At 64.9% G+C, this 23,253-nt stretch carries 27 protein-coding genes and 1 pseudogene; 14 read left to right on the forward strand and 14 right to left on the reverse strand.

Going from position 1 to position 23,253, the window contains the following annotated elements:
- Positions 1-5: 5 nt before the first annotated feature.
- Complete coding sequence (locus ACNFG0_RS20070; RefSeq protein ID WP_196145414.1) at positions 6-791, reverse strand: TSUP family transporter; 786 nt, start codon at positions 789-791, stop codon at positions 6-8.
- A gap of 14 nt (positions 792-805) precedes the next feature.
- The gene (locus ACNFG0_RS20075) at positions 806-1,849 is read right to left on the reverse strand and encodes a hypothetical protein (RefSeq protein ID WP_416766124.1); all 1,044 of its coding nucleotides are present in this window, start codon (positions 1,847-1,849) and stop codon (positions 806-808) included.
- Between the two features lie 242 nt (positions 1,850-2,091).
- On the opposite strand from ACNFG0_RS20075, the gene ACNFG0_RS20080 reads away from it, so the two are divergent.
- Entirely contained in the window at positions 2,092-2,976 is an 885-nt protein-coding gene (locus ACNFG0_RS20080; protein WP_416766125.1) for a sugar nucleotide-binding protein, read from the forward strand.
- Complete coding sequence (locus tag ACNFG0_RS20085; RefSeq protein ID WP_416766126.1) at positions 2,969-3,901, forward strand: NAD-dependent epimerase/dehydratase family protein; 933 nt, start codon at positions 2,969-2,971, stop codon at positions 3,899-3,901. The genes ACNFG0_RS20080 and ACNFG0_RS20085 overlap by 8 nt, the downstream gene beginning before the upstream one ends.
- Positions 3,902-4,017: 116 nt before the next feature.
- On the opposite strand, the gene ACNFG0_RS20090 is transcribed toward ACNFG0_RS20085, so the two are convergent.
- The 5 genes from ACNFG0_RS20090 to ACNFG0_RS20110 form a co-directional block, all read right to left on the reverse strand.
- On the reverse strand, positions 4,018-4,701 hold the full coding sequence (locus ACNFG0_RS20090; RefSeq protein ID WP_196145418.1) for an OmpW/AlkL family protein: 684 nt from the start codon (positions 4,699-4,701) through the stop codon (positions 4,018-4,020).
- Between the two features lie 109 nt (positions 4,702-4,810).
- Positions 4,811-5,380 (reverse strand): DUF3299 domain-containing protein, encoded by a 570-nt coding sequence (locus tag ACNFG0_RS20095; protein ID WP_416766128.1) that lies wholly within the window; start codon positions 5,378-5,380, stop codon positions 4,811-4,813.
- Between the two features lie 18 nt (positions 5,381-5,398).
- On the reverse strand, positions 5,399-6,664 hold the full coding sequence (locus ACNFG0_RS20100; protein WP_416766129.1) for an ABC transporter permease: 1,266 nt from the start codon (positions 6,662-6,664) through the stop codon (positions 5,399-5,401).
- Positions 6,664-7,374: an ABC transporter ATP-binding protein gene (locus tag ACNFG0_RS20105; RefSeq protein ID WP_196156117.1), complete on the reverse strand. Its 711-nt coding sequence runs from the start codon at positions 7,372-7,374 to the stop codon at positions 6,664-6,666. The genes ACNFG0_RS20100 and ACNFG0_RS20105 overlap by 1 nt, the downstream gene beginning before the upstream one ends.
- A complete protein-coding gene (locus ACNFG0_RS20110) occupies positions 7,375-7,944 on the reverse strand; it encodes a DUF2796 domain-containing protein (protein WP_416766131.1) in 570 nt (189 codons plus the stop codon). It lies immediately after the preceding gene.
- Between the two features lie 195 nt (positions 7,945-8,139).
- Here ACNFG0_RS20110 and ACNFG0_RS20115 point away from each other — a divergent pair, with 195 nt between their 5' ends.
- Positions 8,140-8,484 carry a hypothetical protein gene (locus ACNFG0_RS20115; RefSeq protein ID WP_416766132.1) on the forward strand — a complete coding sequence of 115 codons (345 nt, stop codon included), beginning with the start codon at positions 8,140-8,142 and terminating at the stop codon, positions 8,482-8,484.
- A gap of 120 nt (positions 8,485-8,604) precedes the next feature.
- Here ACNFG0_RS20115 and trxA read toward each other — a convergent pair whose 3' ends face one another.
- The 3 genes from trxA to ACNFG0_RS20130 are packed head-to-tail and all read right to left on the reverse strand — an operon-like array spanning position 8,605 to position 10,633.
- Entirely contained in the window at positions 8,605-9,489 is an 885-nt protein-coding gene (trxA, locus tag ACNFG0_RS20120; protein WP_196145423.1) for a thioredoxin, read from the reverse strand.
- Positions 9,490-9,520: 31 nt separating this feature from the next.
- The gene (locus tag ACNFG0_RS20125) at positions 9,521-10,180 is read right to left on the reverse strand and encodes a class I SAM-dependent methyltransferase (protein WP_416766133.1); all 660 of its coding nucleotides are present in this window, start codon (positions 10,178-10,180) and stop codon (positions 9,521-9,523) included.
- Positions 10,181-10,633, reverse strand: a complete 453-nt coding sequence (locus tag ACNFG0_RS20130; protein WP_416766135.1) for a YbaY family lipoprotein — start codon at positions 10,631-10,633, stop codon at positions 10,181-10,183. It lies immediately after the preceding gene.
- A gap of 105 nt (positions 10,634-10,738) precedes the next feature.
- Here ACNFG0_RS20130 and nrdR point away from each other — a divergent pair, with 105 nt between their 5' ends.
- The 11 genes from nrdR to ACNFG0_RS20185 all read left to right on the forward strand — a co-directional run bounded on the left by nrdR (position 10,739) and on the right by ACNFG0_RS20185 (position 19,117).
- Positions 10,739-11,203 (forward strand): transcriptional regulator NrdR, encoded by a 465-nt coding sequence (nrdR, locus tag ACNFG0_RS20135; protein WP_043210325.1) that lies wholly within the window; start codon positions 10,739-10,741, stop codon positions 11,201-11,203.
- 2 nt (positions 11,204-11,205) lie between these two features.
- A complete protein-coding gene (gene ribD, locus ACNFG0_RS20140; RefSeq protein WP_416766136.1) occupies positions 11,206-12,336 on the forward strand; it encodes a bifunctional diaminohydroxyphosphoribosylaminopyrimidine deaminase/5-amino-6-(5-phosphoribosylamino)uracil reductase RibD in 1,131 nt (376 codons plus the stop codon).
- Between the two features lie 43 nt (positions 12,337-12,379).
- A complete protein-coding gene (locus ACNFG0_RS20145; RefSeq protein WP_196145427.1) occupies positions 12,380-13,045 on the forward strand; it encodes a riboflavin synthase in 666 nt (221 codons plus the stop codon).
- 18 nt (positions 13,046-13,063) lie between these two features.
- The gene (ribBA, locus tag ACNFG0_RS20150; protein WP_084857384.1) at positions 13,064-14,155 is read left to right on the forward strand and encodes a bifunctional 3,4-dihydroxy-2-butanone-4-phosphate synthase/GTP cyclohydrolase II; all 1,092 of its coding nucleotides are present in this window, start codon (positions 13,064-13,066) and stop codon (positions 14,153-14,155) included.
- A 91-nt stretch (positions 14,156-14,246) separates the two neighbouring features.
- Complete coding sequence (gene ribE / locus ACNFG0_RS20155) at positions 14,247-14,723, forward strand: 6,7-dimethyl-8-ribityllumazine synthase (RefSeq protein WP_043210219.1); 477 nt, start codon at positions 14,247-14,249, stop codon at positions 14,721-14,723.
- Positions 14,720-15,220 carry a transcription antitermination factor NusB gene (nusB, locus tag ACNFG0_RS20160; RefSeq protein ID WP_196145428.1) on the forward strand — a complete coding sequence of 167 codons (501 nt, stop codon included), beginning with the start codon at positions 14,720-14,722 and terminating at the stop codon, positions 15,218-15,220. Before ribE ends, nusB begins: the two co-directional genes overlap by 4 nt.
- Before the next feature lie 18 nt (positions 15,221-15,238).
- Complete coding sequence (gene thiL, locus ACNFG0_RS20165; protein WP_196156123.1) at positions 15,239-16,201, forward strand: thiamine-phosphate kinase; 963 nt, start codon at positions 15,239-15,241, stop codon at positions 16,199-16,201.
- A complete protein-coding gene (locus ACNFG0_RS20170) occupies positions 16,198-16,701 on the forward strand; it encodes a phosphatidylglycerophosphatase A (protein ID WP_023382587.1) in 504 nt (167 codons plus the stop codon). Before thiL ends, ACNFG0_RS20170 begins: the two co-directional genes overlap by 4 nt.
- A 573-nt stretch (positions 16,702-17,274) precedes the next feature.
- The gene (gene ribA, locus ACNFG0_RS20175; protein WP_196145430.1) at positions 17,275-17,889 is read left to right on the forward strand and encodes a GTP cyclohydrolase II; all 615 of its coding nucleotides are present in this window, start codon (positions 17,275-17,277) and stop codon (positions 17,887-17,889) included.
- Positions 17,886-18,305, forward strand: coding sequence for an MFS transporter (locus ACNFG0_RS20180; RefSeq protein ID WP_196156789.1), 420 nt, complete (start codon positions 17,886-17,888; stop codon positions 18,303-18,305). The genes ribA and ACNFG0_RS20180 overlap by 4 nt, the downstream gene beginning before the upstream one ends.
- Positions 18,305-19,117, forward strand: a complete 813-nt coding sequence (locus ACNFG0_RS20185; RefSeq protein WP_416766138.1) for a cobalamin-binding protein — start codon at positions 18,305-18,307, stop codon at positions 19,115-19,117. The genes ACNFG0_RS20180 and ACNFG0_RS20185 overlap by 1 nt, the downstream gene beginning before the upstream one ends.
- On the opposite strand, the pseudogene ACNFG0_RS20190 reads toward ACNFG0_RS20185, so the two are convergent.
- The 4 genes and pseudogenes from ACNFG0_RS20190 to ACNFG0_RS20205 form a co-directional block, all read right to left on the reverse strand.
- Positions 19,095-19,403 (reverse strand): annotated as a pseudogene (locus ACNFG0_RS20190) (TonB-dependent receptor); the annotation flags it as partial. The gene ACNFG0_RS20185 and the pseudogene ACNFG0_RS20190 sit on opposite strands and share 23 nt — an antisense overlap.
- A 105-nt stretch (positions 19,404-19,508) precedes the next feature.
- On the reverse strand, positions 19,509-21,404 hold the full coding sequence (dxs, locus tag ACNFG0_RS20195) for a 1-deoxy-D-xylulose-5-phosphate synthase (protein WP_196145434.1): 1,896 nt from the start codon (positions 21,402-21,404) through the stop codon (positions 19,509-19,511).
- Between the two features lie 242 nt (positions 21,405-21,646).
- The gene (gene ispA / locus ACNFG0_RS20200; protein WP_196145435.1) at positions 21,647-22,534 is read right to left on the reverse strand and encodes a (2E,6E)-farnesyl diphosphate synthase; all 888 of its coding nucleotides are present in this window, start codon (positions 22,532-22,534) and stop codon (positions 21,647-21,649) included.
- The gene (locus tag ACNFG0_RS20205) at positions 22,531-22,773 is read right to left on the reverse strand and encodes an exodeoxyribonuclease VII small subunit (protein WP_196145436.1); all 243 of its coding nucleotides are present in this window, start codon (positions 22,771-22,773) and stop codon (positions 22,531-22,533) included. Before ACNFG0_RS20205 ends, ispA begins: the two co-directional genes overlap by 4 nt.
- Between the last annotated feature and the right edge of the window lie 480 nt (positions 22,774-23,253).

Raw genomic sequence — 23,253 nt, forward strand, 5'->3', positions numbered from 1 at the left:
TCCCTTCACAGTTGCCTTATCCAATCGCCGATCGGGTTGCCGTCGCTGAGCAAAAGTTTCAATGCCATGAGGCAACATACGCAGATCAGTAACGGTTTTATAAGTCGTGTGCCGAAATGGATGGCGCAACGGGCGCCGACTTGAGCGCCGATAGTGGCTGACAGCGCCATGGTCAATGCGAGTGGCCATAGGATGGCACCACTGATAATGAACACCGATAGCGCACCCACATTGCAAGAGGCATTGAGCAGCTTGCTGTTGCAAACTGCTTGAAGAACGCTTTGTCCTAATAGAAGCGTGAATGCGACCATCAGAAATGAGCCGGTTCCTGGCCCGAAGACACCATCATAGAAACCGATTAGCGGAACGATAGTCAGCGCAAAGCAAGTCAGCGATATTTTTGCGGTGCGTTGGCGTCCATCCAAACTCGGGCTGCTAGCGAAGTAGATCGCGACGACAATCAGCAGTACAGGAATGGATGCTTCAAGAACAGTCCTCTCCAGCAGACTGATTGATAGGGCGCCTATCATGCCACCCGCGAAGGACAGGACAGCCATCGGCAAACCCGTTCGCCAATCGATCATGCGTTTTATGGCAAATGCCCACGTGGCGGAAACGCTGGCGGAAGAGGCCTGGAATTTATTGGTAGCGATGGCTGCCAACGGGTCCAACCCGGCGATGAACAAGGCAGGTAGTGTCAGCAGGCCACCGCCGCCTGCGATGGCATCAAAGAAACCGGCTAGGAACGCAACTGTGGCCAATACAAAAAGTGCGCTTAATTCAAGTTCCATTAGAGTCCTTGCCTTCAGCCACGTACGATCAATGGGTCGTGCTGTATAACGAGAGGTCTGGAGTAAGGCGCGTAGCCGAAAAGTCGTACGAGCAGCCGTCCGTTGTCCTTTACTATTTCTCTTCCATGCAGGGCTCGGCTGTTATTTATCAAGAGTGCAGTTGCGGGAGTCAGCACGAACTTGTAAACATTGGCCGTCTCCAGTAGAGACTGAAACGTCTGCAGAGCACGTTTGGCCTCGATGCTTGCACAGTTGGCCAGTGCAAAGCGGTAACTGCTATATCGTATGGTGAAGCCGCCATGCTTATCGAACTGAAGAATGGAGTTGGGGGCAGGCGTCTCGCTTTCATTTCTGACGAAACAGTCGCTTCTCGAAAAGGTAAAAGATTTCGAAGACAAGGCCAGTGCTTCAAATCCTCCCAGCTTTGAAATCACATCGTGTAGGGGAATTACATGAGTAGGTTCGTCTTGCGGGTTCCATCGGGCAGTCAATATCAAAGCGCTTGGGGCGGGAGAGTGGCCGTCCGAGGAAATGGTTGAACAGTAATAAGGCGGTTCTGTATGGGGGCCTAGACAGACTCCAGCGTGGGAACTGAGCTCTGGTTTGTGCGCCTTCGGCTCTTGTGCAAGGCGTTGTTCCCCTCCACCTTTGAAATTACCGACCAATCGCATGTGTTTGCCTTGGTTGTCGATATCAAATGCGAAAGAGCGAAAGCGTACCAGGGCCAGGAGGATTTGATTACGCGATGCCAGATAAAGATTGATCGGATCGCTTTCCATTACCCTCATTCGAGGAAGTTGGTCCGGCGCCTGTCCTACCTTTGGCGTTAACATGCCTGCGAATTCAAGTGCCGCAATTCGGTTGTACAAAAAATCGTTCAGTGCTGTTTTTTGATTCGGTTCGAAAGATCTATGGATTTTCCTGGCCCATTGGTTGGCCAATATCGCAACACCACTGGCGTCAGGCCCTCCACGTGCTGCAAGTACCTGGCTGGCGTGGTCAAGCCTATGAGCCTGTGCAAGGGTGAAGAGAAAGTGAGTGCTTCCTTTGTTGGGCATTGGCTGGTGTCCTCTCGCCGAGTATGCAGTAGTCACTCGGGCTTTATTGTTCTTGAAGATATTCAGCCAAGTATTTTGATCTTTTGATGCAGGATCGAGCCTACCGCGCCATAGGAAATTTCCTTAAGGGGAGTAGGAAATGAAGATTCAGATTGCAGCGCCTCCCCAGGGTTGGACTTCCCCGAGAGGAACCCGCAAAATGTCCGCCTCTTTCCCTCAACCTGTCCGGACCTGCTGACTCTATGCGTATGCGCCTGATGCTGTTGGGTGGTGGCAATGCCCTCGGGCAAGCGCTGATTCGTCTCGGAGCCGAAGAGGACATCGGGTTCCTGGCGCCACGCCCGCCGGAGAATGGCTGGGCGCCGGCCAGTCTCACGCAATTGCTCGATGACCACCGCCCCGATGTGGTGATCAACCTGGCCTATTATTTCGACTGGTTCCAGGCCGAGTCGGTCAGCGAGCAGCGCCTGGCGCTGCAAGAGCGGGCCGTGGAGCGTCTGGCCGAACTGTGTCAGCACCACCAGATCATCCTCGTGCAACCTTCCAGCTACCGGGTATTCGACGGCTCGCGGGCCACGGCCTACAGCGAGAAGGACGAGCCGGTGCCGCTGGGGCTGCGCGGCCAGGCGCTGTGGCGTATCGAGCAGAGCGTGCGGGCGACGTGCCCGCAGCATGTGCTGCTGCGTTTTGGCTGGGTGCTGGACGAGAGCATCGACGGTGCGCTCGGGCGTTTCCTCACCCGCGCCGAGCAGCCCCAGGAGCTGCTGCTGGCGGATGATCGTCGGGGCAACCCGACGCCGGTGGACGACGCGGCACGGGTGATCCTTTCGGTGCTCAAGCAGCTCGATTGCGACGCGCCGCTGTGGGGTACCTACCACTACGCCGGCAATGAAGCGACCACGCCGCTGGCGTTGGGCCAGGCAATCCTGACCGAGGCGGCGCAGTGGCAGAAGCTGGCCGTACAGGCACCCACGCCCCAGGCTCACGCCGCACGCCCCGATGCCGCCGAGGAGCCGCAGAACGCCGTGCTGGCTTGCAAGAAAATTCTTCATACCTTCGGTATCAAGCCCCGCGCCTGGCGCGCCGGCTTGCCGCCCCTACTGGACCGATTCTACCGAAATGGCTGATGCCCCCATCCTGATCACCGGCGGTGCCGGCTTCATTGGCTCCCACCTGTGCGATGCGTTGCTGGACAAAGGCTATGCCGTGCGGGTCCTCGACGACCTCTCTACCGGCAAGCGCGCCAACCTGCGGCTCGACCATCCGGGCCTGGAACTGATCGAAGGCGATGTCGCCGATGCTGCCTTGGTCAAGCGTGCCGTTGCAGGTTGCCGCGCCGTGGTGCACCTGGCTGCAGTGGCCTCGGTGCAAGCCTCGGTCGAAGACCCGGTGCGTACCCACCAGAGCAATTTCATCGGCACCCTCAATGTCTGCGAGGCCATGCGCCTGCATGGCGTGCGCCGTGTGTTGTTCGCCTCCAGCGCGGCGGTGTACGGCAACAATGGCGAAGGGCAGTCGATCGCCGAGGACACCCCCAAGGCACCACTGACCCCCTACGCGGTGGACAAGCTTGCCAGCGAGCAGTACCTGGACTTCTATCGTCGCCAGCATGGGCTGGAGCCGGTGGTGTTCCGCTTCTTCAATATCTTCGGGCCGCGCCAAGACCCGTCCTCGCCCTATTCGGGGGTGATCAGCATCTTCTGCGAGCGTGCCGCCCAAGGCCAGCCGATCACCGTATTCGGTGACGGCGAGCAGACCCGCGACTTCCTCTACGTAGGCGATCTGGTCAAGGTGATGGTCCAGGCGCTGGAGCTGGCGCAGGTGGAGGAGGGGGCGGTGAACATCGGGTTGAACCAGGCCACGTCCTTGAACCAGTTGCTGGCGGCTCTGGAAAAGGTCATCGGTGGCTTGCCGCCGGTCAGCCATGGTCCTGCGCGCTCGGGCGATATCCGCCATTCCCGGGCGGACAACGCGCGTTTGCTGGCGCGGTTCGAATTCCCGCGGCCCACTTCGATGGTCGAAGGCTTGGCGAAGTTGTTGGGCAAAGCTTGATCGTTGTCGCAGAGCGCGTGATCTGAACCTGCTCTGCTCCTACAGGAATCGTGTAGGCCGGCGAGTTCGGAGCAAGAAAGGCTGGATGGCGACCGCGGCCGCCATCCGGAAAGGCATCAGAACTTGTAGCCCAGGCCCACCATGTAGACCCACGGGTCTACGTCCACGTCGACCTTGGTCTTGCTGTAGCCCAGTGCAGTCGGGCCGTCGACGGTGGCCTTGGTGTCGATGTCGATGTACCAGACCGAGGCGTTGACCAGCAGGTTGTCGGTCAGCATGTAGTCCATGCCCAGTTGTGCGGCCAGGCCGACCGAGTCTTGCAGCTTCAGGTTGCTGAAGCCCTGCTGCTTGCGTGCGCCGCTGAGGTCTTCATCGAAGAAGGTGGTGTAGTTGATGCCGACGCCAGCGTAGGGCTGGAATTTCGAAGAAGGTGCCATCGGGTAGTACTGCAGCGACAGGGTCGGCGGCAGTTGCTTGATGTCGGCCAGCTTGCCGTCCAGGCCGCCGCCCAAGCCCTTGACCGCCACGGTATGGTTGAACGGCGTGGCGGCCAGCAGCTCGACGCCGATGTGGTCGGTAAGCATGTAGGCGAAGGTCAGGCCCAGCTGGGTGTCGCTGTCCAGGGTCGCCTTGGTACCCGACACCTTGGTGCCGTCGAATTTCAGGTCGCTGCTGTCTTCATTCGGCGCAACGGTGATGGCGCCGGCGCGCATGATGATGTCACCGGCCTGGTGGGCGTGGGCAACAGGGGCAGCGAGCGCCAGGGCGATAAGCGAGGCGCCGAGCAAGGACTTGTTCATTGAAGCTCCCAAAGGACGTAAGTAATCGAGTAGTCCAATGGTAGGGAGCCGGTCGAACGCAACTTTTGATACAGCTCAACGAAGCTGTGTCACAAAGCGGAAACAGTTCTCACTGCAGCTCATAAGCGTAGATTTTCTCGGCCTCCATCTGGTAGCCGGCCTCGGCCAGCTCGCTGCTGGTGGCTTTGACCTGCATGCGGCCCTCGATCCAATAGGGCTGGTAGAGGTCTTCGATGCGCACGCCCATCTCGCTGACGATGTGCACGATCTGGTTGGAAGGCGGCGGCGGCACATGGATGCATGCGCCGTAGTAAGGCACCAGGAGGAATTCGGTGGTGCGGCCTTCCTCGCTGACTTCCAGCGGCACGATGTAACCGGGCAGCTTGACCTGTTGGCCATCCAGCGCCTTGACCACCGGGGCGTCGGGCGCCTGCTGACGCGCAGCGGAGGCAGCTTCGGCCAGTGCGCTGCCCAGTTGCGAGAGGTCGTGCAGCGGTGCCTGTTGCACCGGCACCACCGGCGCGCCTTCGGGGATCAGGGCGGGCCAGTCCAGGGTACGGGGTTCGGCCGCCGGCAGAGGCAAGGCCAGCGACAGCAGTAACAGGAGCAGCAGGGCTTGTAGAGCCACCGCTGTGCCTGTGGGAGCCGGCTTGCCGGCGATGGGGGTAACGGGGGACATGGGGAACATGCGGGCTGCTCAGAGGTGAATGGACAAACCATCGGCCAGCGACTGCCGATAGGCACGCCAGGCCGGTATGCTGCCCATCAGCAGCGCGGCGCCAAGAATGATGGCCAGCAACGTCCACTCATGGGTGCTGGGCCAGGCCAGCGGCAGGTAGAGGCCGTAGTTGGCCTGGACATAGCCTTGGGCCAGGGCGATGCCAGCGTACAGCAAGCCTAGCCCGGCGGCGATACCGGCCACTGCCAGTGCCAACGCCTCCAGCACCAATAACCCGGCGATATGCCAGGGCCGTGCGCCCACCGAGCGCAGGATGGCCATCTCCCGACGGCGTTCGTTGAGACTGGTGAGGATCGCCGTGAGCATGCCGATCAGCCCGGTCAGGACCACGAACAGCGACACCACGAACAACGCTTGTTCGGCGGTCCCCATCAGGCTCCAGAGCTCCTGCAGGGCGACGCCGGGCAGGATCGCCAGCAATGGCTCGCTGCGAAACTCGTTGATTTCCCGTTGCAGGCTGAAGGTGGCGATCTTGCTGTTCAACCCGAGCATGAAGGCGGTGATGGCAGCCGGCTGCAGGTCCATGGCCCGCGCCTGCTCGGCGCTGATACGCCCGGCGCCACGGGCCGGCACGCCGTTGTGCCAGTCGACGTGGATCGCTTCCATGCCCGCCAGGCTGATATGCAGGGTGCGATCTACCGGCGTGCCGGTGCGGGCGAGGATGCCGACCACGGTGAACGGCTTGTCGTCGTGCTTGACCAGGCTGATAGCGGCGACGCCATGGGCCAGCACCAACTTGTCGCCGAGCTTGTAGTGCAGGGCGTCGGCCACCTCGGCGCCAAGCACCACTTCGAACGGGTCGTCGGCGAACGGCCGGCCCTGGCTCAGCGCCAAGTGCTGACGACGGCCGAACTGGTAATGGCTGAAGTATTCGCCAGTGGTGCCCATCACCCGGTAGCCGCGATGGGAGTCGCCCAGCGAAATCGGAATCGCCCATTTCACTCGCGGGTCCTTGGCATAGTGCTCGAAGCTGTCCCAGCGGATGTTGTTGGTGGCGTTGCCGATGCGGAACACCGAATACAAAAGCAGGTTCACCGAGCCTGAACGAGCGCCGACGATCAGGTCGGTGCCGCTGATGGTGCTGGCAAAGCTGGCACGGGCCTCGGTGCGCACGCGCTCCACCGCTAGCAACAGGCACACGGACAGGGCAATGGCGAAGGCGGTCAGGAACGCAGTGAAGCGACGGTTGGCCAGGCTGGCCAGGGCAAGGCGGAGCAGGTACATCAGGCCTCCCGGGGCTTGGCCGCGCGGTTGAGCTCGGCCAGGGACAGGTGACGGTCGAACAGTGGGGCCAGGCTCTGGTCATGGCTGACGAACAACAGGCTGGCGCCGGCGGCGCGGCATTCGTCGAACAGCAGGCCGATGAATGCTTCGCGGGTATCGGCGTCGAGCGCCGAGGTCGGCTCGTCGGCGATCACCAACTCGGGTTGGCCAATCAAGGCCCGGGCCGCCGCAACCCGCTGCTGCTGGCCGATCGACAGGCTGTCGGCGCGGCGGGCGAGCAGGGCTGGGTCATCCAGGCCCAGGTGCGCGAGCAATCGGGCGGCTGCCTGGTCGACGCTGCCATGGCGCTGCTGGGCGCGTTCGGCGCGGCTGCGCGAGAAGCGGCAAGGTAGCTCGACGTTCTCCCGCACCGACAGAAACGGCAGCAAGTTGAATTGCTGGAAGATATAGCCGGTGTGATCGACCCTGAAGCGATCCCGGGCGCCTTGGCCGAGGGCGGCGAGGTCCTGGCCGAGCAGGCGGATGCTGCCTTGCCCAGGCTTGTTCACCCCGCCCAGCAGGCCGAGCAGGGTGGTCTTGCCACTGCCGCTGGGGCCTTTGAGAAACAGCGCTTCACCAGCCTCCAGGCGAAACGCGGGGATATCCAGCAGTGGCGGCTGGCCGGGCCAGGCGAATACCAGCCCCTGCAGGTCGATTAGCGGCTGGCTCATTCAGAATGCGACCAATGGCTTGCCAGGCGTGGCTTGCAGGCCCTTCTGGCCGTTCGGGCCGATGACCTGCACGGTGATTTTCTGAGTCGCCGGGAAAGCCTTGAACAGCGGTGTCAGGTCGACCTGGGTGAGCTTGGCCGGTGTGGCGCAGGTCAGCTGGTAATGGGCGTTGATGTCGGAATGGCCGTGCTCGTGCTCATCTCCATCCGCATCGTCGTGGCCGGCCTCGCCAAACAGGGGGCTGTCGAGGTCCTGGGCGTCTTCCATGCAGCCTGCAGCCTGGGCCAGGCCGAACAGTTGCAAGGGTTGCTCCAGCTGCTGGCGTGTGGCGGCGACCTTGGCCTTGTCAGCATCGTTGCCAGGAGCATGTTCGAAGCCGACCAGGTTCATCGCCGGGCTGTCCAGCGCCAGTTCCAAGGTGTTGCCGTCGAGCACGACATCGAGCTTGGCCGCACCGTGTTCGTGGGCTGCGAGGGTGCCGTGGGCATGGTCATGGTCGTGATCGTCATGGGCCTGGGCCATGGCCAAAGGGAGCAGAGCGAAGGGCAGGGCGAGGAACAGGCGGCGCATGGAACACTCCGGGGCGGTCAGAAGTCGAGGTCGTAATGTTATAACAACTTTTCTCGCGCTCGCCAGCGGCCTGCGGCAGGTTTCATGTAGCCGTGCTGCAGGCTCGACCAATCGCGGGGCAAGCCCGCGCCTACAGGTTGTGGGGTGTGCTATGAGAGCATAGAGGCCATTGATTTCGGATTCGAGGATAACAGCGTGAGAATTCGCGGACAGATCGGCGACTGGCCGGTGGACCTGACCATCGAGTTGGAGCCTGCGGAATGGGCGCGGCTCGGGCGTCAGTTGGACGTGCCTGCGCTAGCCGAGGCAGCAGCGGTGCCAGCGGGGGCTGCGCCGCGCCAGGACGACGGGCAATGGCTGGCGGCGCGCGAACTGTTGCGCCAGGCCGGGCAGGTCAGCGGGCCGGAACTGCTGGAGCGCTTGGAAGGTTTGGCCGGAAGCACGGCGGCGGGCAAGCGGTTGCTGGTGCGCTTGCGCCATAGCAGTGAGGTGAAGGTGGAAAGCGGGGTGGATGCGCCGGTGTATCACTGGGTCGGGTGATGTCGACCTGAGCTGGCCCAATCGCCGGCAAGCCGGCTCCCACAGGGCCAGCGCTGACATCATTTAGAGACACCGCCGTACCTGTGGGAGCTGGCTTGCCAGCGACTGGGCCTGTGCGGTTCAGAACATCGCCGCCGACAATTTGCGCCGATACACGCTCACCAGCGGGTGCTCGTTGCCCAGCAATTCGAACACCTGCAGCAGTGCCTTCTGCGGTAAGCCGTTCTCGTAGCCACGGTTGCGCTGGAACAGTTTGAGCAACCCATCCAGCGCCGCCTCGTATTGCTGGCGCGCCAGTTGCTGGATGCACAGCTGGTAGGTGGCTTCGTCGTCCTGCGGGTTCTGGGCTAGGCGGCTCTTGAGTTCGGCGGCCTCCGGCAGGCTGGCGGCCTGGCGCAGGAAGGTCAGCTGGGCCTTGGCGCCCGCCAGGGCAGCCTTGTGCTCGTCGGTCTTGACCGCGTCCAGCACCACTTCGGCTTCACCCAGCTCACCCCGTTCTGCCAGGCAGCGTGCGTAGTAGATCAGCGCTTCGGCATTGCTGTTGTCTTCGCCGAGCAGCGCCTGGAGCACGGCTTCGGCTTCTGCGAAGCGGCTCTCGGCGAACAGGGCCTTGGCCTGCTCCAGCGGCGCGGCTGCAGGTGGTGCGGGCATCTGCACATGAGGCTCGAGCATGGCGCGGATAGCCGACTCGGGCTGGGCGCCAGCGAAACCGTCGACTGGTTGGCCGTCCTTGAACAGCACCACCGTCGGCAGGCTGCGGATACCGAACTGCGCGACGATCTGCTGTTCAACGTCACAGTTGACCTTGGCCAGCAGCAATTCGCCCTGGTAGCCCTCGGCGATCTTGGCCAGCAATGGCATCAGCGCCTTGCACGGCGCGCACCATTCGGCCCAGAAATCGACCAGCACCGGCTTGTGGAAGGAATTCTCGATGACCAGTTGCTGGAAGGTGGCATCGGTGGCATCGAAGATGTATGGCAGATCTTTACTAGGAGCTTGGCTCATCGCGACTCTCGCAAACCCGTGAATGGCACCACTATAAAGGCTCGCGGCTGGCGTGGTACAGGCTGACCCGGCGGAATTCGTGCGGCTCGGCCAGGTCCGGCAGGGTCAGGGCTTCGAGCACGCCGAGCTGGCGGTAGCGTGGGTGATTGAAGTCGCGCACCCGCGAATCGGCCACCAACGCCTGGCGACCGCGGCCCAGGAACGCGTCGAGCAATGGCAGGTTGGCGCGGTCGTAGAGCACATCGGCCACCAGGACCAGGTCGAAACGGTCCTCTTCGGCGAAGAAGTCATTGCTGTAGCCAAGCGCCACCTCGTTGAGCGCGGCATTGGCCCGGCAGGCATCCAGGGCCAGCGGGTCCAGGTCGCAGGCCACCACTTCCAGTGCGCCTGCGCGCGCCGCGGCGATCCCGGCGATGCCGGAGCCTGCGCCAAAGTCCAGCACGCGCTTGCCACGTACCCATTCAGGGTGTTCGGCCAGATAGCGAGCCATGGCCAGGCCGCTGGCCCAGCAGAAGCTCCAGTAGGGCGGTTCGTCGAGGATGCGGCGGGTTTCCTCGGGGCTGAATGCGCGGTCCATGTTCTGCGCATCGATCAGCCAGAGCTTGATCTCGCAGCCGGGCAGGTCGCTGGCGACCAGGTGCGCTTCGCCGATCAGGCCGCTGAGTGCCTGCTGCAGATGCAGTGGGGGCATTTATGGCGCCTTCTCGAAACGCAGCGGGCCGGTGACCTGGTTGGTGGCCTGGGCGATACGCAGAGGCGGCAGGTGCAGGATCAGCTGGCCGGAGCGGCTGGCGCGGCCACGCAGCTCGACGCGGGCACCGGCCGGGAAGGCCTCGGGGTTGAAGCGCAGGCGATAGGGCAGGGCCTGGCCGGTACCGGTGAGGGTGCTGCTGGCCAGCAGGCGCTGTGGCCTGCCGCGTTCATCGATGACCAGCAGGGCCAGCTCCACTTCGGCACCGACGGGTATTTCCAGCAAGGTGCCGCTCACCTCGCGCTGGTAGGCGGGCAGCGGGCCAAGCTCCTTTGGCTTCTTGACGGCCTTGGCAGGCGGTACTGCAGAGGCTTGCTCGGTCTTCGGTCGGTCGCTGCCGCAGGCGGCGAGCACGCCGGCGAGGCACAGCACGACGAGCGCTCGGTAGTGCATGGGGTAGTCCTTCACGGGCAGAATTGCATGGATGGTAAACCCTTTGGCTTGTCTTGCCAGTGGGATGCGCTACCATGGCCCTCCCTTTTTTTGTTGCCTGCCACCATGCACTGTCCCTTTTGCGGTGCCAACGACACCAAGGTCATCGACTCGCGCCTGGTCGCCGAGGGCGAACAGGTGCGTCGCCGCCGTGAGTGCGTCGCCTGCGGCGAGCGCTTCACCACCTTCGAGACCGCCGAGCTGGTCCTGCCACGGCTGATCAAGCAGGACGGCACGCGCCAGCCTTTCGACGAAGAAAAACTGCGTGCTGGCATGCAGCGGGCGCTGGAAAAGCGTCCGGTCAGCGTCGAGCGCCTGGAAGCGGCCCTGGCGCACATCAAGCACAAGCTGCGTGCCACCGGCGAACGCGAGGTCAAGTCGCTGGTGGTCGGCGAGCTGGTGATGGCCGAGCTGCGCAAGCTCGATGAAGTCGCCTATATCCGCTTTGCATCGGTCTACCGGCGCTTCCAGGACCTCGACGAGTTCCGCGAGGAAATCGACCGCCTGGCCCGGGAACCGGCCAAGGAATGACCATGCCGAGCCAAGCCGCCATTCTCGACGCCCATTACATGGCGCGCGCCCTGGAACTGGCCCGCAAGGGCCTGTACAGCACGCACCCGAACCCGCGCGTAGGCTGCGTGATCGTGCGTGACGGCGAGGTGGTGGGTGAAGGCTGGCACGTGCGGGCCGGCGAGCCCCATGCCGAGGTCCACGCCCTGCGCCAGGCCGGCGAGCGCGCACGCGGCGCTTGCGCCTATGTGACGCTCGAGCCGTGCAGTCACCATGGTCGTACGCCGCCCTGCGCCGAGGCGCTGGTCAAGGCCGGTGTGGCTCGGGTAGTGGCCGCCATGCAGGACCCCAACCCGCAAGTGGCCGGCCAGGGCCTGCGGCGTCTGGCCGAGGCCGGTATCGAGGTCAGCAGCGGCGTGCTCGAAGCCGAGGCTCGCGCACTCAACCCGGGCTTTCTCAAGCGCATGGAGCATGGCCTGCCGTTCGTGCGAGCCAAGCTCGCCATGAGCCTGGACGGCCGCACCGCCATGGCCAGCGGCGAAAGCCAGTGGATCACCGGCCCTGCCGCCCGCGCCGCGGTGCAGCGCCTGCGTGCCCGTTCCAGCGTGGTGGTGACCAGCGCCGAAAGCGTGCTGGCCGACAACGCACGCATGACCGTGCGCGGCGCCGAGTTGGGGCTGGACGCCGAAACCACCGCCCTGGCCCTGGCTCGGCCGCCCCTGCGCGTGCTGGTCGATGGCCGCCTGCGCCTGCCGCTGGAGGCGCCGTTCTTCCAGGCCGGCCCTGCACTGGTGATAACCGCCTGCGCAGACGACCCGCGTTATGCTCAGGCCGGCCATGAGCTGCTGTGCCTGCCCGGTGACGCCGGCCGTGTCGACCTGTCTGGCCTGCTGCCGATCCTGGCCGCCCGTGGTGTCAACGAGGTCCTGCTGGAAGCCGGCGCCGGCCTGGTCGGCGCCTTCGCGCGCCTGGGCCTGGTGGACGAGTTCCAGCTGTTCGTCGCCGGCACGTTCCTCGGCAGCACCGCGCGCCCGCTGCTGGACTGGCCGTTGGCGCAGATGGCCGAGGCGCCGCGCCTCAAGATCACCGAGGTGCGCGCGGTCGGCGATGACTGGCGGATCACGGCCATCCCCTTGCCGGCCTCCGGCGTATAATGCCCGGCTTGCCACGCGCAGCCCTGTTCCCGAGGAGGACACCATGTTCACCGGCATCATCGAATCCATCGGCACCATCCGCAGCCTGACCCCCAAGGGCGGTGACGTGCGCCTCTATGTAGAAACCGGCAAGCTCGACCTGGGCGACGTCAAGCTGGGCGACAGCATCGCCGTCAACGGCGTCTGCCTGACCGCCGTGGAGTTGCCCGGCGACGGCTTCTGGGCCGACGTCAGCGTCGAGACCCTCAAGCGCACCGCCATGGTCGACCTCAAGAGCGGCAGCCGGGTCAACCTGGAAAAGGCCCTGACCCCCACCACCCGATTGGGCGGCCACCTGGTCAGCGGCCACGTCGACGGCGTCGGCGAGATCATCTCGCGCAGCGATAACGCGCGCGCCATCCAGTTCCGCGTGCGTGCGCCCAAGGAGCTGGCCAAGTACATCGCCCACAAAGGGTCGATCACCGTCGACGGCACCAGCCTGACGGTCAATGAGGTCGATGGCGCCGAGTTCGAGCTGACCATCGTCCCGCACACCCTGTCCGAAACCATCATGGCCGACTACCGCGCAGGTCGTCGGGTCAACCTTGAGGTCGACCTGCTGGCCCGTTACCTGGAGCGTCTGCTGCTGGGCGACAAGGCTGCCGAGTCGAGCAAGGGCAGTGGCATCACCGAAAGCTTCCTGGCCGCCAACGGCTACCTGAAATCCTGATTGAGAAGGGGGTGCCGAGTGGCGCTCAACAGCATCGAAGAGCTGGTGGAAGACATCCGCCAGGGCAAAATGGTCATTCTCATGGACGACGAAGACCGTGAGAACGAAGGCGACATCATCATGGCTGCCGAGTGCTGCCAGGCCGAGCATATCAACTTCATGGCCAAGCACGCCCGCGGCCTGATCTGCATGCCGATGACCCGCGAGCGCTGCGAAACGCTCAAGCTGCCGCTGATGGCGCCACGCAACGGTTCTGGCTTCGGCACCAAGTTCACCGTGTCGATCGAGGCCGCCGAGGGTGTCACCACCGGTATTTCCGCTGCCGACCGCGCGCGCACCGTGCAGGTGGCCGCCGCCCGTGATGCCAAGGCCGACGACATCGTCAGCCCCGGCCACATCTTCCCGCTGATGGCCCAGGCCGGTGGCACCCTGGCCCGTGCCGGGCACACCGAAGCGGCCTGCGACCTGGCGCGCATGGCTGGTTTCGAGCCCAGTGGCGTGATCTGCGAAGTGATGAACGACGACGGCACCATGGCCCGTCGCCCGGAGCTGGAGGCCTTCGCCGCCGAGCACGGCCTGAAGATCGGCACCATCGCCGACCTGATCCACTACCGCATGATCCACGAGCGCACCGTACAGCGCATCGCCGAACAGCCGCTGGACAGCGAGCTGGGCCAGTTCAACCTGGTCACCTACCGCGACGCGGTGGAAGGCGATGTACACATGGCCCTGACCCTCGGTGACATCCGCGCCGAAGAGCCGACCCTGGTGCGCGTGCACAACATGGACCCGCTGCGTGACCTGCTGCTGGTCAAGCAACCGGGCCGTTGGAGCCTGCGTGCGGCGATGAGCGCCGTGGCCGAGGCCGGCAGCGGCGTGGTGCTGCTGCTGGGCCACCCGCTCGATGGCGACGTGCTGCTGGCACACATCCGCGAAAGCGCCGGCGATGCGCAGCCCAAGGCCCCGACCACCTACAGCACCGTCGGTGCCGGTTCGCAGATCCTGCGTGACCTGGGCGTGCGCAAGATGCGCCTGATGAGCTCGCCGATGAAGTTCAACGCGATATCCGGATTCGATCTGGAAGTTGTAGAATACGTGCCCTCCGAGTGACACAGGCGTAACTGTCGTCCTGCCGCTCGTGTCCAAACCCTCCCGCAGGCCGCGTGTGCGCGGCCTCGCTCTTTAAGATGAGAACACCGGAATGACCCTGAAGACCATCGAAGGTACCTTCATCGCCCCCAAAGGTCGCTATGCTTTGGTGGTTGGCCGCTTCAACAGCTTCGTCGTCGAAAGCCTGGTAAGCGGTGCCGTTGATGCCCTGGTACGCCATGGCGTCAGCGAAAGCGACATCACCATCATCCGTGCCCCGGGCGCCTTCGAGATCCCGCTGGTTGCACAGAAAGTCGCCCAGCAAGGTGAATATGACGCGATCGTCGCCCTGGGTGCGGTGATCCGTGGTGGTACCCCGCATTTCGAATACGTGGCGGGCGAGTGCACCAAGGGCCTGGCCCAGGTGTCCATGGAGTTCGGTGTTCCGGTGGCCTTCGGCGTCCTGACCGTCGACTCCATCGAACAGGCCATCGAGCGTTCCGGCACCAAGGCTGGCAACAAAGGTGCCGAAGCTGCCCTGTCCGCCCTGGAAATGGTCAGCCTGCTGGCGCAGTTGGAGGCCAAGTGATTAGCGACGAAAGCGATCGTTTCAACCCGCGCGAGCCACGCGCGGCGGATGCTGGCAAGCCCTCCAAGAGCGCCAAGCGCCGCGAAGCCCGCAAGCTCGCGACCCAGGCCCTCTACCAGTGGCACATGGCCCAGCATTCGCTGAATGAGATCGAGGCTCAGTTCCGGGTCGACAACGATTTCTCCGATATCGATGGCGCCTATTTCCGCGAGATCCTGCATGGGGTCCCGGCGATCAAGGGCGAAATCGACAAGGCCCTGGCTCCGTGCCTGGACCTGCCTCTGGAGGAGCTCGACCCGGTCGAGCTGGCGGTGCTGCGCCTGTCCACCTGGGAGTTCATCAAGCGCGTCGACGTACCGTACCGCGTGGTGATCAACGAAGGTGTCGAGCTGGCCAAGGTCTTCGGTGCCACCGACGGCCACAAGTTCGTCAACGGTGTGCTGGACAAGCTCGCGCCGACTCTGCGTGACGCGGAAGTCAAGGCGGCCAAGCGCTGATCGCGGCGCCGACCGACCATGGGTGAGTTCGAGCTGATCCGTCATTACTTCGCCGCTGCGGCCTGTGCGCAGGGCGGCGAAGGTGTGGTCCTCGGCATCGGTGACGACTGCGCCCTGCTGGAGCTGCCTGCTGGCGAGCAGCTGGCGGTGTCCACCGATACCCTGGTCGAAGGCGTGCATTTTCCTGTCGCCTGCGACCCCCTGCTGCTCGGCCAGCGCTCGCTGGCCGTGGCGGTCAGCGACCTCGCGGCCATGGGGGCCGACCCCATCGGCTTCACCCTCGCCCTGACCCTGCCCCAGGTCGGTGCCGACTGGCTCCGGCAGTATGCCGATGGCCTGAACCGCATGGCCTTGCGCTGTGGCGTCAGCCTGATCGGTGGCGACACCACCCGTGGCCCCCTGGCTATCACCGTGACTGTATTCGGCAAGGCGCCTGCAGGGCAGGCCCTGCGCCGCAGCGGTGCAAGGCCGGGCGACCTGCTGTGTGTGGGCGGTTACCTGGGCAATGCGGCCGGAGCCCTGCCGCTGGTACTGGGCGAACGCACGGCGCCGGCCGAGGTCGCCGAACCGTTGTTGGCCCAGTACTGGTCGCCCTTGCCCCAGCTTGCCCTGGGCCAGCTGTTGCGTGGCCGGGCCACGGCGGCGCTGGATATATCCGACGGGCTGCTGGCCGACTGCGGGCATATCGCCAAGGCTTCCGGTGTCGCGCTCCAGGTAAATGCCGAGCAGGTACCGGTCTCGCCCGCCCTGCAGGCCTTCCTCGGCCAGGAGGCGGCCTTGCATGCTGCGCTGACCGGTGGCGACGACTACGTGTTGGCATTCACTGTGCCCGAGGCGCAACTTTCATCCCTGCCTGATCCTGGCGTCATCCATGTCATCGGCCGTGTGCTCGAAGGGCAGGGCGTGACGCTGCGCGACGGGCAGGGCCAGGACATCACCCCGGCGCAACGGGGTTACCAACATTTTAGGGAGACACCGTGACCGACCACCCCAACCAGGTGCCTGCGGAGTTCGTTCCGCCTTCGGTCTGGCGCAACCCCTGGCACTTCATCGCCTTCGGCTTCGGCTCCGGTACCTTGCCCAAGGCGCCCGGCACCTGGGGCTCGCTGGTGGCGCTGCCGTTCATCCCGCTCTGGCAGATGCTGCCGGACTGGGGCTACTGGCTGCTGCTGGGCATCACCATGCTGTTCGGCTTCTGGCTGTGCGGCAAGGTCGCCAACGACCTGCGTGTGCACGACCACGAAGGCATCGTCTGGGACGAGATGGTCGGCATGTGGATTACCCTGTGGCTGGTGCCGGAGGGTTGGCAGTGGTTGTTGGCGGGGTTCCTGATGTTCCGCTTCTTCGACATCCTCAAGCCTTGGCCGATCCGCTGGATCGACCGCCACGTGCATGGCGGCGTCGGGATCATGCTCGACGATATCCTGGCCGGTGTGTTCGCCTGGCTGGGCATGCAAGTGCTGGTGTGGGTGGTTGCTTGACCCGACGCTGATCCCCTGTAGGAGCGGCCTTGCGCCGCGAAAGGCCGCGCAGCGGCCCAATCGCCGGCAAGCCGGCTCCCACCGCCCCTGCGCTGACGGCGTACCTGTAGGAGCGGCCTTGCGCCGCGAAAGGCCGCGCAGCGGCCCAATCGCCGGCAAGCCGGCTCCCACCGGCCCTGCGCTAACGGCGCACCTGTAGGAGCGGCCTTGCGCCGCGAAAGGCCGCGCAGTGGCCCAATCGCCGGAAAGCCGGCTCCCACCGAGCCTGCGCTAACGGCGCACCTGTAGGAGCGGCCTTGCGCCGCGAAGGGCCGCGCAGCGGCCCAATCGCCGGCAAGCCGGCTACCACCGAGCCTGCGCTAACGGCGTACCTGTTGGAGCGGCTTGTCCCGCGATCAAGGGCGACGATGATATCGGGCCCGGCCCAATCGCGGGGCAAGGGGGGGGGGGGGCGAGCTCGAAGCCCAACCATCAAACTTTTCGATCTTAAGCGGCGATATTCAGCCTGCGCATGGGTGGCAACCTGCTGATACAATCGGGCAATTGGAACTGCTTATTTTTTAGGAGCACAACGTGCCCGTCGTCTTTGTCGCCGCCTCGAAACTCCCGACTCCCTTCGCGATCTTCACCATGCATGGCTTTCTCGACGAAGCCACGGGCCGTGAGCATGTAGTGCTCAGCCTGGGTGATATCGCCGACGGCGAGCCGGTGCTGGGGCGCCTGCATTCCGAATGCCTGACTGGTGATGCGCTGTTTAGCCAGCGCTGCGATTGCGGCTCGCAACTGGAGGCCGCGTTGCAGGCCATCGCCCGTGAAGGTCGTGGCGTGCTGCTGTACCTGCGCCAGGAAGGCCGTGGCATTGGTTTGCTGAACAAGATCCGCGCCTACGAGCTGCAGGATGGCGGTGCCGACACCGTCGAGGCCAACGAACGCCTGGGCTTCGCCGCCGACCAGCGCGACTATGCCATGTGCCAGCCCATGCTCGAGCACCTGGGTGTAGGCTCGCTGCGTCTGATGACCAACAACCCGCGCAAGGTCAAGGCCCTGACCGACATGGGCATCAAGGTCGCCGAGCGCGTGCCGCTGCACACTGGCCACAACCCGCACAACCGTCTTTACCTGGCCACCAAGGCCGGCAAGCTTGGCCACATGATGGGCAACGAACACCAGGGCGAGCCGCAGGCGTGACCCGCAGCCAGGTGAAGCGGCGCCTGGCGCTGGCGTGGTGGCAATACCTGGCGGTAGGCCTGGTGCCGCTGCCGGTGATGGCGTGGGCCTTCGGTGGCGGCGATACCTTGATCCCTGTCCTGGCCATGCCGCTGTTCATCGCCGGCGCTGCCTCCATGTTCCTCAGCCTGCCGCGTTTCGGCGCCTACAAGCGTGCCTTGATCGCCACTTCGAAGGCCCTCGGCTCGTCCGAGGAGCCCCAGGCATGGATCGAGCTGGCAGGAGTGCGACGCATGGCCATGCTGTTCGCCTGTTTCCCGGCCTGGGTGGCGGCACTTTCGGTGCTGGTCGGCTTGGAGGCGGTGCCGCAGATTCTTCTGGCACTGTCCACCGTGGTGCTGCTCTACCTGTACCGCATCCCCCGCCAGCTGGGCTGATGCGCATTCTTTTCTGCCTGCTGGCCCTGTTGGCCTTCGGCGTCAAGGCCGAAGGCGTTTCTCGGGTGGTCAGCCTGGCCCCTTCGATGACCGAAATCATGCTTGAGCTGCATGCTGACGACTTGTTGGTGGGTGTGCTCGACGGTGGCCAGCGACCGGCGTCACTGCAGGGCCTGCCTTCGGTAGGGCGGTACAGCCAGCTCGACATCGAGCGCCTGCTCAGCCTTGCACCCGACCTGTTGTTGTTGTGGCCCGACAGCGTGGCGCCGGCCCAGCGCGAACAGCTCAGGCGCCTGGGCATCCCGACTTTCGTCGGCGAGCCCAAGGACATCGACCAGTTGATCGGGCAGATCGAAGCCATCGGCCAGCGGGTAGGGCGTGCCGAGCGAGGCCGGCAATACGCGGCCGCCTTGCGCGAGCGGCTGCAGGAGTTGCGCGGGCAGTACCGGCGACAACAGCCGCTGCGGGTGTTCTACCAGGTGTGGGACCGACCGCTGTACACCCTCGGCGGGCAGCAGATCGTCAGTGATGCGTTGGAGGTTTGCGGTGCGCGGAATGTGTTTGCCGACCTCACCCAACCTGCGCCCCAGGTGAGCGTGGAGTCCGTGCTGTTGCGCGATCCGCAGGTGATCCTCGCCGGCGACCAGGCCCAACTGGCCAGCTGGAAGGCCTGGCGCACCCTCGATGCGGTGGCCAATGACCGCTTGCTGGTAGTGCCCGACAAGGGGCTGGAACGCCCCAGCGGCCAGATGATCGAGGCCACGGCGCGCCTGTGCGAGCTGCTTGCGGCTAGAGCGCCGGCGTCCAGGTGACGCTCAGCAGCCAGGTGCGGCCTTCTTCGCGGTAGCCGTAGTTGGTGCCCTGATAGTTGTAGTGGGTGCGGCTGTACTGTTTGTCCAGCAGGTTGTCCAGCTTCAGATCGAGCTTCAGTTCACGGCTTGCCGCCCAGCTTCCACGCAGGCCCAAGGTGCCATAGCCGGCAATTGGGTCGGTATTGGCTTCATCGTTGTAGCTGCTGCTGGCTGCTTGCCAGGTGGCGCCAACGGCGAAACGGTCGAACTGACGGTCGAGATCCAGGCTCAAGGTACGCCGCGCTTTCGAGGGCTGCGCCTTCGATCACGGCACAAGGCCGCTCCTACAGGGGCCACGCAGTCCTGTAGGAGCGGCCTTGTGCCGCGATGGGCCGCCAAGCGGCCCCGGGGATTACAGGCCGAGCCTGGCCAGGCGGGCTTTCACCGAAGCCTCGATCCCGGCCGCATCCAGGCCACATTCAGCCAGCATCTGCGCCGGCTTGGCATGCTCGACATAAATATCCGGCAGCCCCAGGTGCAGCATTGGCTTGAGCACCGCCTCGCGAGCCAGGAACTCACTGACCGCAGCGCCGGCGCCGCCCATGATGGCGTTCTCCTCGACGGTCACAAGCAGCTCATGGTTGGCCGCCAGTTCCAGCACCAGGGCCTCGTCCAGTGGTTTGACGAAACGCATGTCGACCACGGTGGCGTTGATCTGCTCTGCCACCTTCATCGCCTCGGCCAGTTGTACGCCGAACACCAGCAGGGCGACCTTCTCACCCTTGCGGCGCACCACACCCTTGCCAATCACCAGCGGTTCCAGATCGCCGCTGATCGGTGCGTTGGGGCCGGTACCGCGGGGGTAGCGCACCGCCGCCGGGCCGTTGTACAGGTGGCCGGTGGTGAGCATCTTGCGCAGCTCGTTCTCATCGCTCGGGGTCATTACCAGCATGCCCGGGATGCAGCGCAGGTACGACAGGTCGAAGCTGCCGGCGTGAGTCGGGCCGTCCTCGCCCACCAGGCCCGCACGGTCGATGGCGAACAGCACATCGAGGTTCTGCACCGCCACGTCGTGGATCAGCTGGTCGTAGGCACGCTGGAGGAAGGTCGAGTAGATGGCGACCACCGGCTTGGCGCCCTCGCAGGCCATGCCTGCGGCCAGGGTGACCGCATGCTGCTCGGCAATGGCGACGTCGAAGTAGCGCTCGGGGTAGCGTTCGCTGAAGGCCACCAGGTCCGAGCCTTCCTTCATCGCCGGGGTGATGCCCACCAGGCGGTTGTCGGCAGCGGCCATGTCGCACAGCCATTGGCCAAACACCGCCGAATACTTCGGCCCACTGACCTTCTTCGGTGCAGCGGGCTTGTCGACGGGCTCGAGCTTGGTGATGGCGTGATAGCCGATCGGGTCCAGCTCGGCCGGGGCGAAGCCCTTGCCCTTCTTGGTGATCACGTGCAGGAACTGCGGGCCCTTGAGGTCGCGCATGTTGCGCAGGGTGGCGATGAGGGTCGGCAGGTCGTGGCCGTCGATCGGACCGATGTAGTTCCAGCCCAGCTCCTCGAACAGGGTGCCGGGTACCAGCATGCCCTTGGCGTATTCCTCGGTGCGGCGGGCGATTTCCCAGGCACCTGGCAGGCGCGACAAGACCTTCTTGCTGCCCTCGCGCATGCTTGCGTAGGTGCGGCTGGAGAGGATCTTGGCCAGGTAGTTGGACAGGCCGCCGACATTGCGCGAAATCGACATGTCGTTGTCGTTGAGGATCACCAGCATGTCGGCATCGACTTCCTGGGCGTGGTTCAACGCCTCGAAAGCCATGCCAGCAGTCAGGGCGCCGTCGCCGATCACCGCGATGGACTTGCGCGGGTCGTTCTGCAGGCGAGCGGCGATGGCCATGCCCAGTGCCGCGCTGATCGAGGTGCTGGAATGGCCGACGCCGAAGGTGTCGTACTCGCTTTCCACGCGGCGTGGGAAGGCGGCGATGCCGTCTTTCTGGCGCAGGCTGAGCATACGATTGCGCCGGCCGGTGAGAATCTTGTGCGGGTAGGCCTGGTGGCCGACGTCCCACACCAGGCGGTCGTCCGGCGTGTCGAAGACGTAGTGCAGGGCGATCGTCAGCTCGATGACGCCCAGGCCGGCGCCGAAATGCCCACCGGTCTGACCAACGGTATAGAGCAGCTCCTGGCGCAACTCGTCGGCCAGGGTCTCCAGGTCGGCTTCGGCCAGCCGGCGCAGGCCGGCAGGCGTGTCAGCGCGGTCCAGCAATGGCGTGACCGGGCGTTCGCGGGGGATCTCTTGAAACGTCGTGGGCATCAGGCGAGTCGTTATAGATATGAAGACGCGGCAGTTTACCCCATTGTGGGAAAAGCTGCCCATGCAGGTGTGGTGGACGCTGCCCCTGTGGGAGATCAACCAGCCCTTCGGGCTGCGCCGTCGTGCAGGGCACAAGCGGCTAGCGATGCCCCTGTGGGAGCGGGCTTGTCCCGCGATGCGATGTTGGATTCACCGACGTCATCGCGGGGCAAGCCCGCTCCTACAGAGCAGGCGAGCATGCTTTAATGGCGACGCTCGACGATATAGCGAGCCAGTGCGCGCAAGGGTTCGGCGCTGTCGCCAAAGCCTTCGAGCGCGCCCAGGGCCTGGTCGCGCAGTTCCAGCGCGTAGGCCTTGGCCGCCTCCAGGCCCAGCAGAGCCGGATAGGTGGGTTTGTCGCGGGCGATATCGGCGCCCTGGCGTTTGCCCAGGGTGGCGGTGTCGCTCTCTACATCGAGGATGTCATCCTGCACCTGGAATGCCAGGCCGATTGCCTGGGCGTAGGTCTGCAGGGCGCCCAGCTGCGCCTGGCTGGCGCGGGCGCTGGCCAAGGCGCCGAGGCGTACGCTGGCTTCGATCAGGGCGCCGGTCTTGTGCCGGTGCATGTATTCCAGGGCCTTCTGGTCGAGCTTCAGGCCCACCGAGCCCAGGTCGATGGCCTGGCCGCCGACCATGCCGGCCGGGCCGGCAGCCTGGGCCAGGGCTTGGACCATCTGCAGCCGAACGGTATCGGCCTGGGGGCTCAGGCGCGGGTCGAGCAGGGCGCTGAAGGCCAGGCTTTGCAGGCCGTCGCCAGCGAGGATGGCGCAGGCTTCGTCGAAGGCCTTGTGGGTGGTCGGCTGGCCGCGGCGCAGGTCGTCGTCGTCCATGGCCGGCAGGTCGTCATGCACCAGCGAGTAGGCATGGATCAGCTCGACCGCACAGGCCGCGCCATTGGCCTGTTCGGCCGGGGCGCCGAAGGCTTCGCAGGCCGCGTAGGCCAGCAATGGCCGTACACGCTTGCCGCCGTTCATCACGCTGTAGCGCATGGCTGCATAGAGCCGCTCGAGCTCCTTGGACGGCGCCACGAACAGCGGCTCGAGGGCCGCATCGACACGCGCCTGGCAGCTTGCCTGGTACTGGCCGATCATGCTTCGGGCTCCGCGTCGAACGGCTGGGCCGCCAGCTCACCGTCGCGTTCGAGCAGGATCTGCACCTTCTGCTCGGCCTGGGCCAGGGCGGCCTGGCAATCGCGGGTCAGGGCGATGCCTTGTTCGAAGGCGGCCAGCGACTCTTCCAGCGACAATTCGCCGTTCTCCAGGCGCTCGACCAAGGCTTGCAGGTCGGCGAGGGATTGCTCGAAATCGATGGAGGCTTTTTTGCGGGCCATGGCGACTGTCTCGGTGGCTTTCAGAACGGCGCGACACTAGCAGAGCGGGGCAAGGGGAGCAAACTTCCCGGCCCTGAGGCTGGATTTACCGACCCGAGCGTTGGCCCAGCGGATGGTGATCGTGGGGCCGCTGCGCGGCCCTTCGCGGCGCAAGGCCGCTCCTGCAGATACGCCGTTAGCGCAGGGGCGGCGGGAGCCGGCTTGCCGGCGATTGGGCCGCTGCGCGGCCTTTCGCGGCGCAAGGCCGCTCCTACAGGTGCGCCGTTAGCGCAGGCTCGGTGGGAGCCGGCTTGCCGGCGATTGGGCCGCTGCGCGGCCTTTCGCGGCGCAAGGCCGCTCCTACAGGTGCGCCGTTAGCGCAGGCTCGGTGGGAGCCGGCTTGCCGGCGATTGGGCCGCTGCGCGGCCTTTCGCGGCGCAAGGCCGCTCCTACAGGTGCGCCGTTAGCGCAGGCTCGGTGGGAGCCGGCTTGCCGGCGATT

Source organism: Pseudomonas sp. NY15372, assembly GCF_048068215.1.
GTDB lineage: Bacteria > Pseudomonadota > Gammaproteobacteria > Pseudomonadales > Pseudomonadaceae > Aquipseudomonas > Aquipseudomonas guariconensis_A.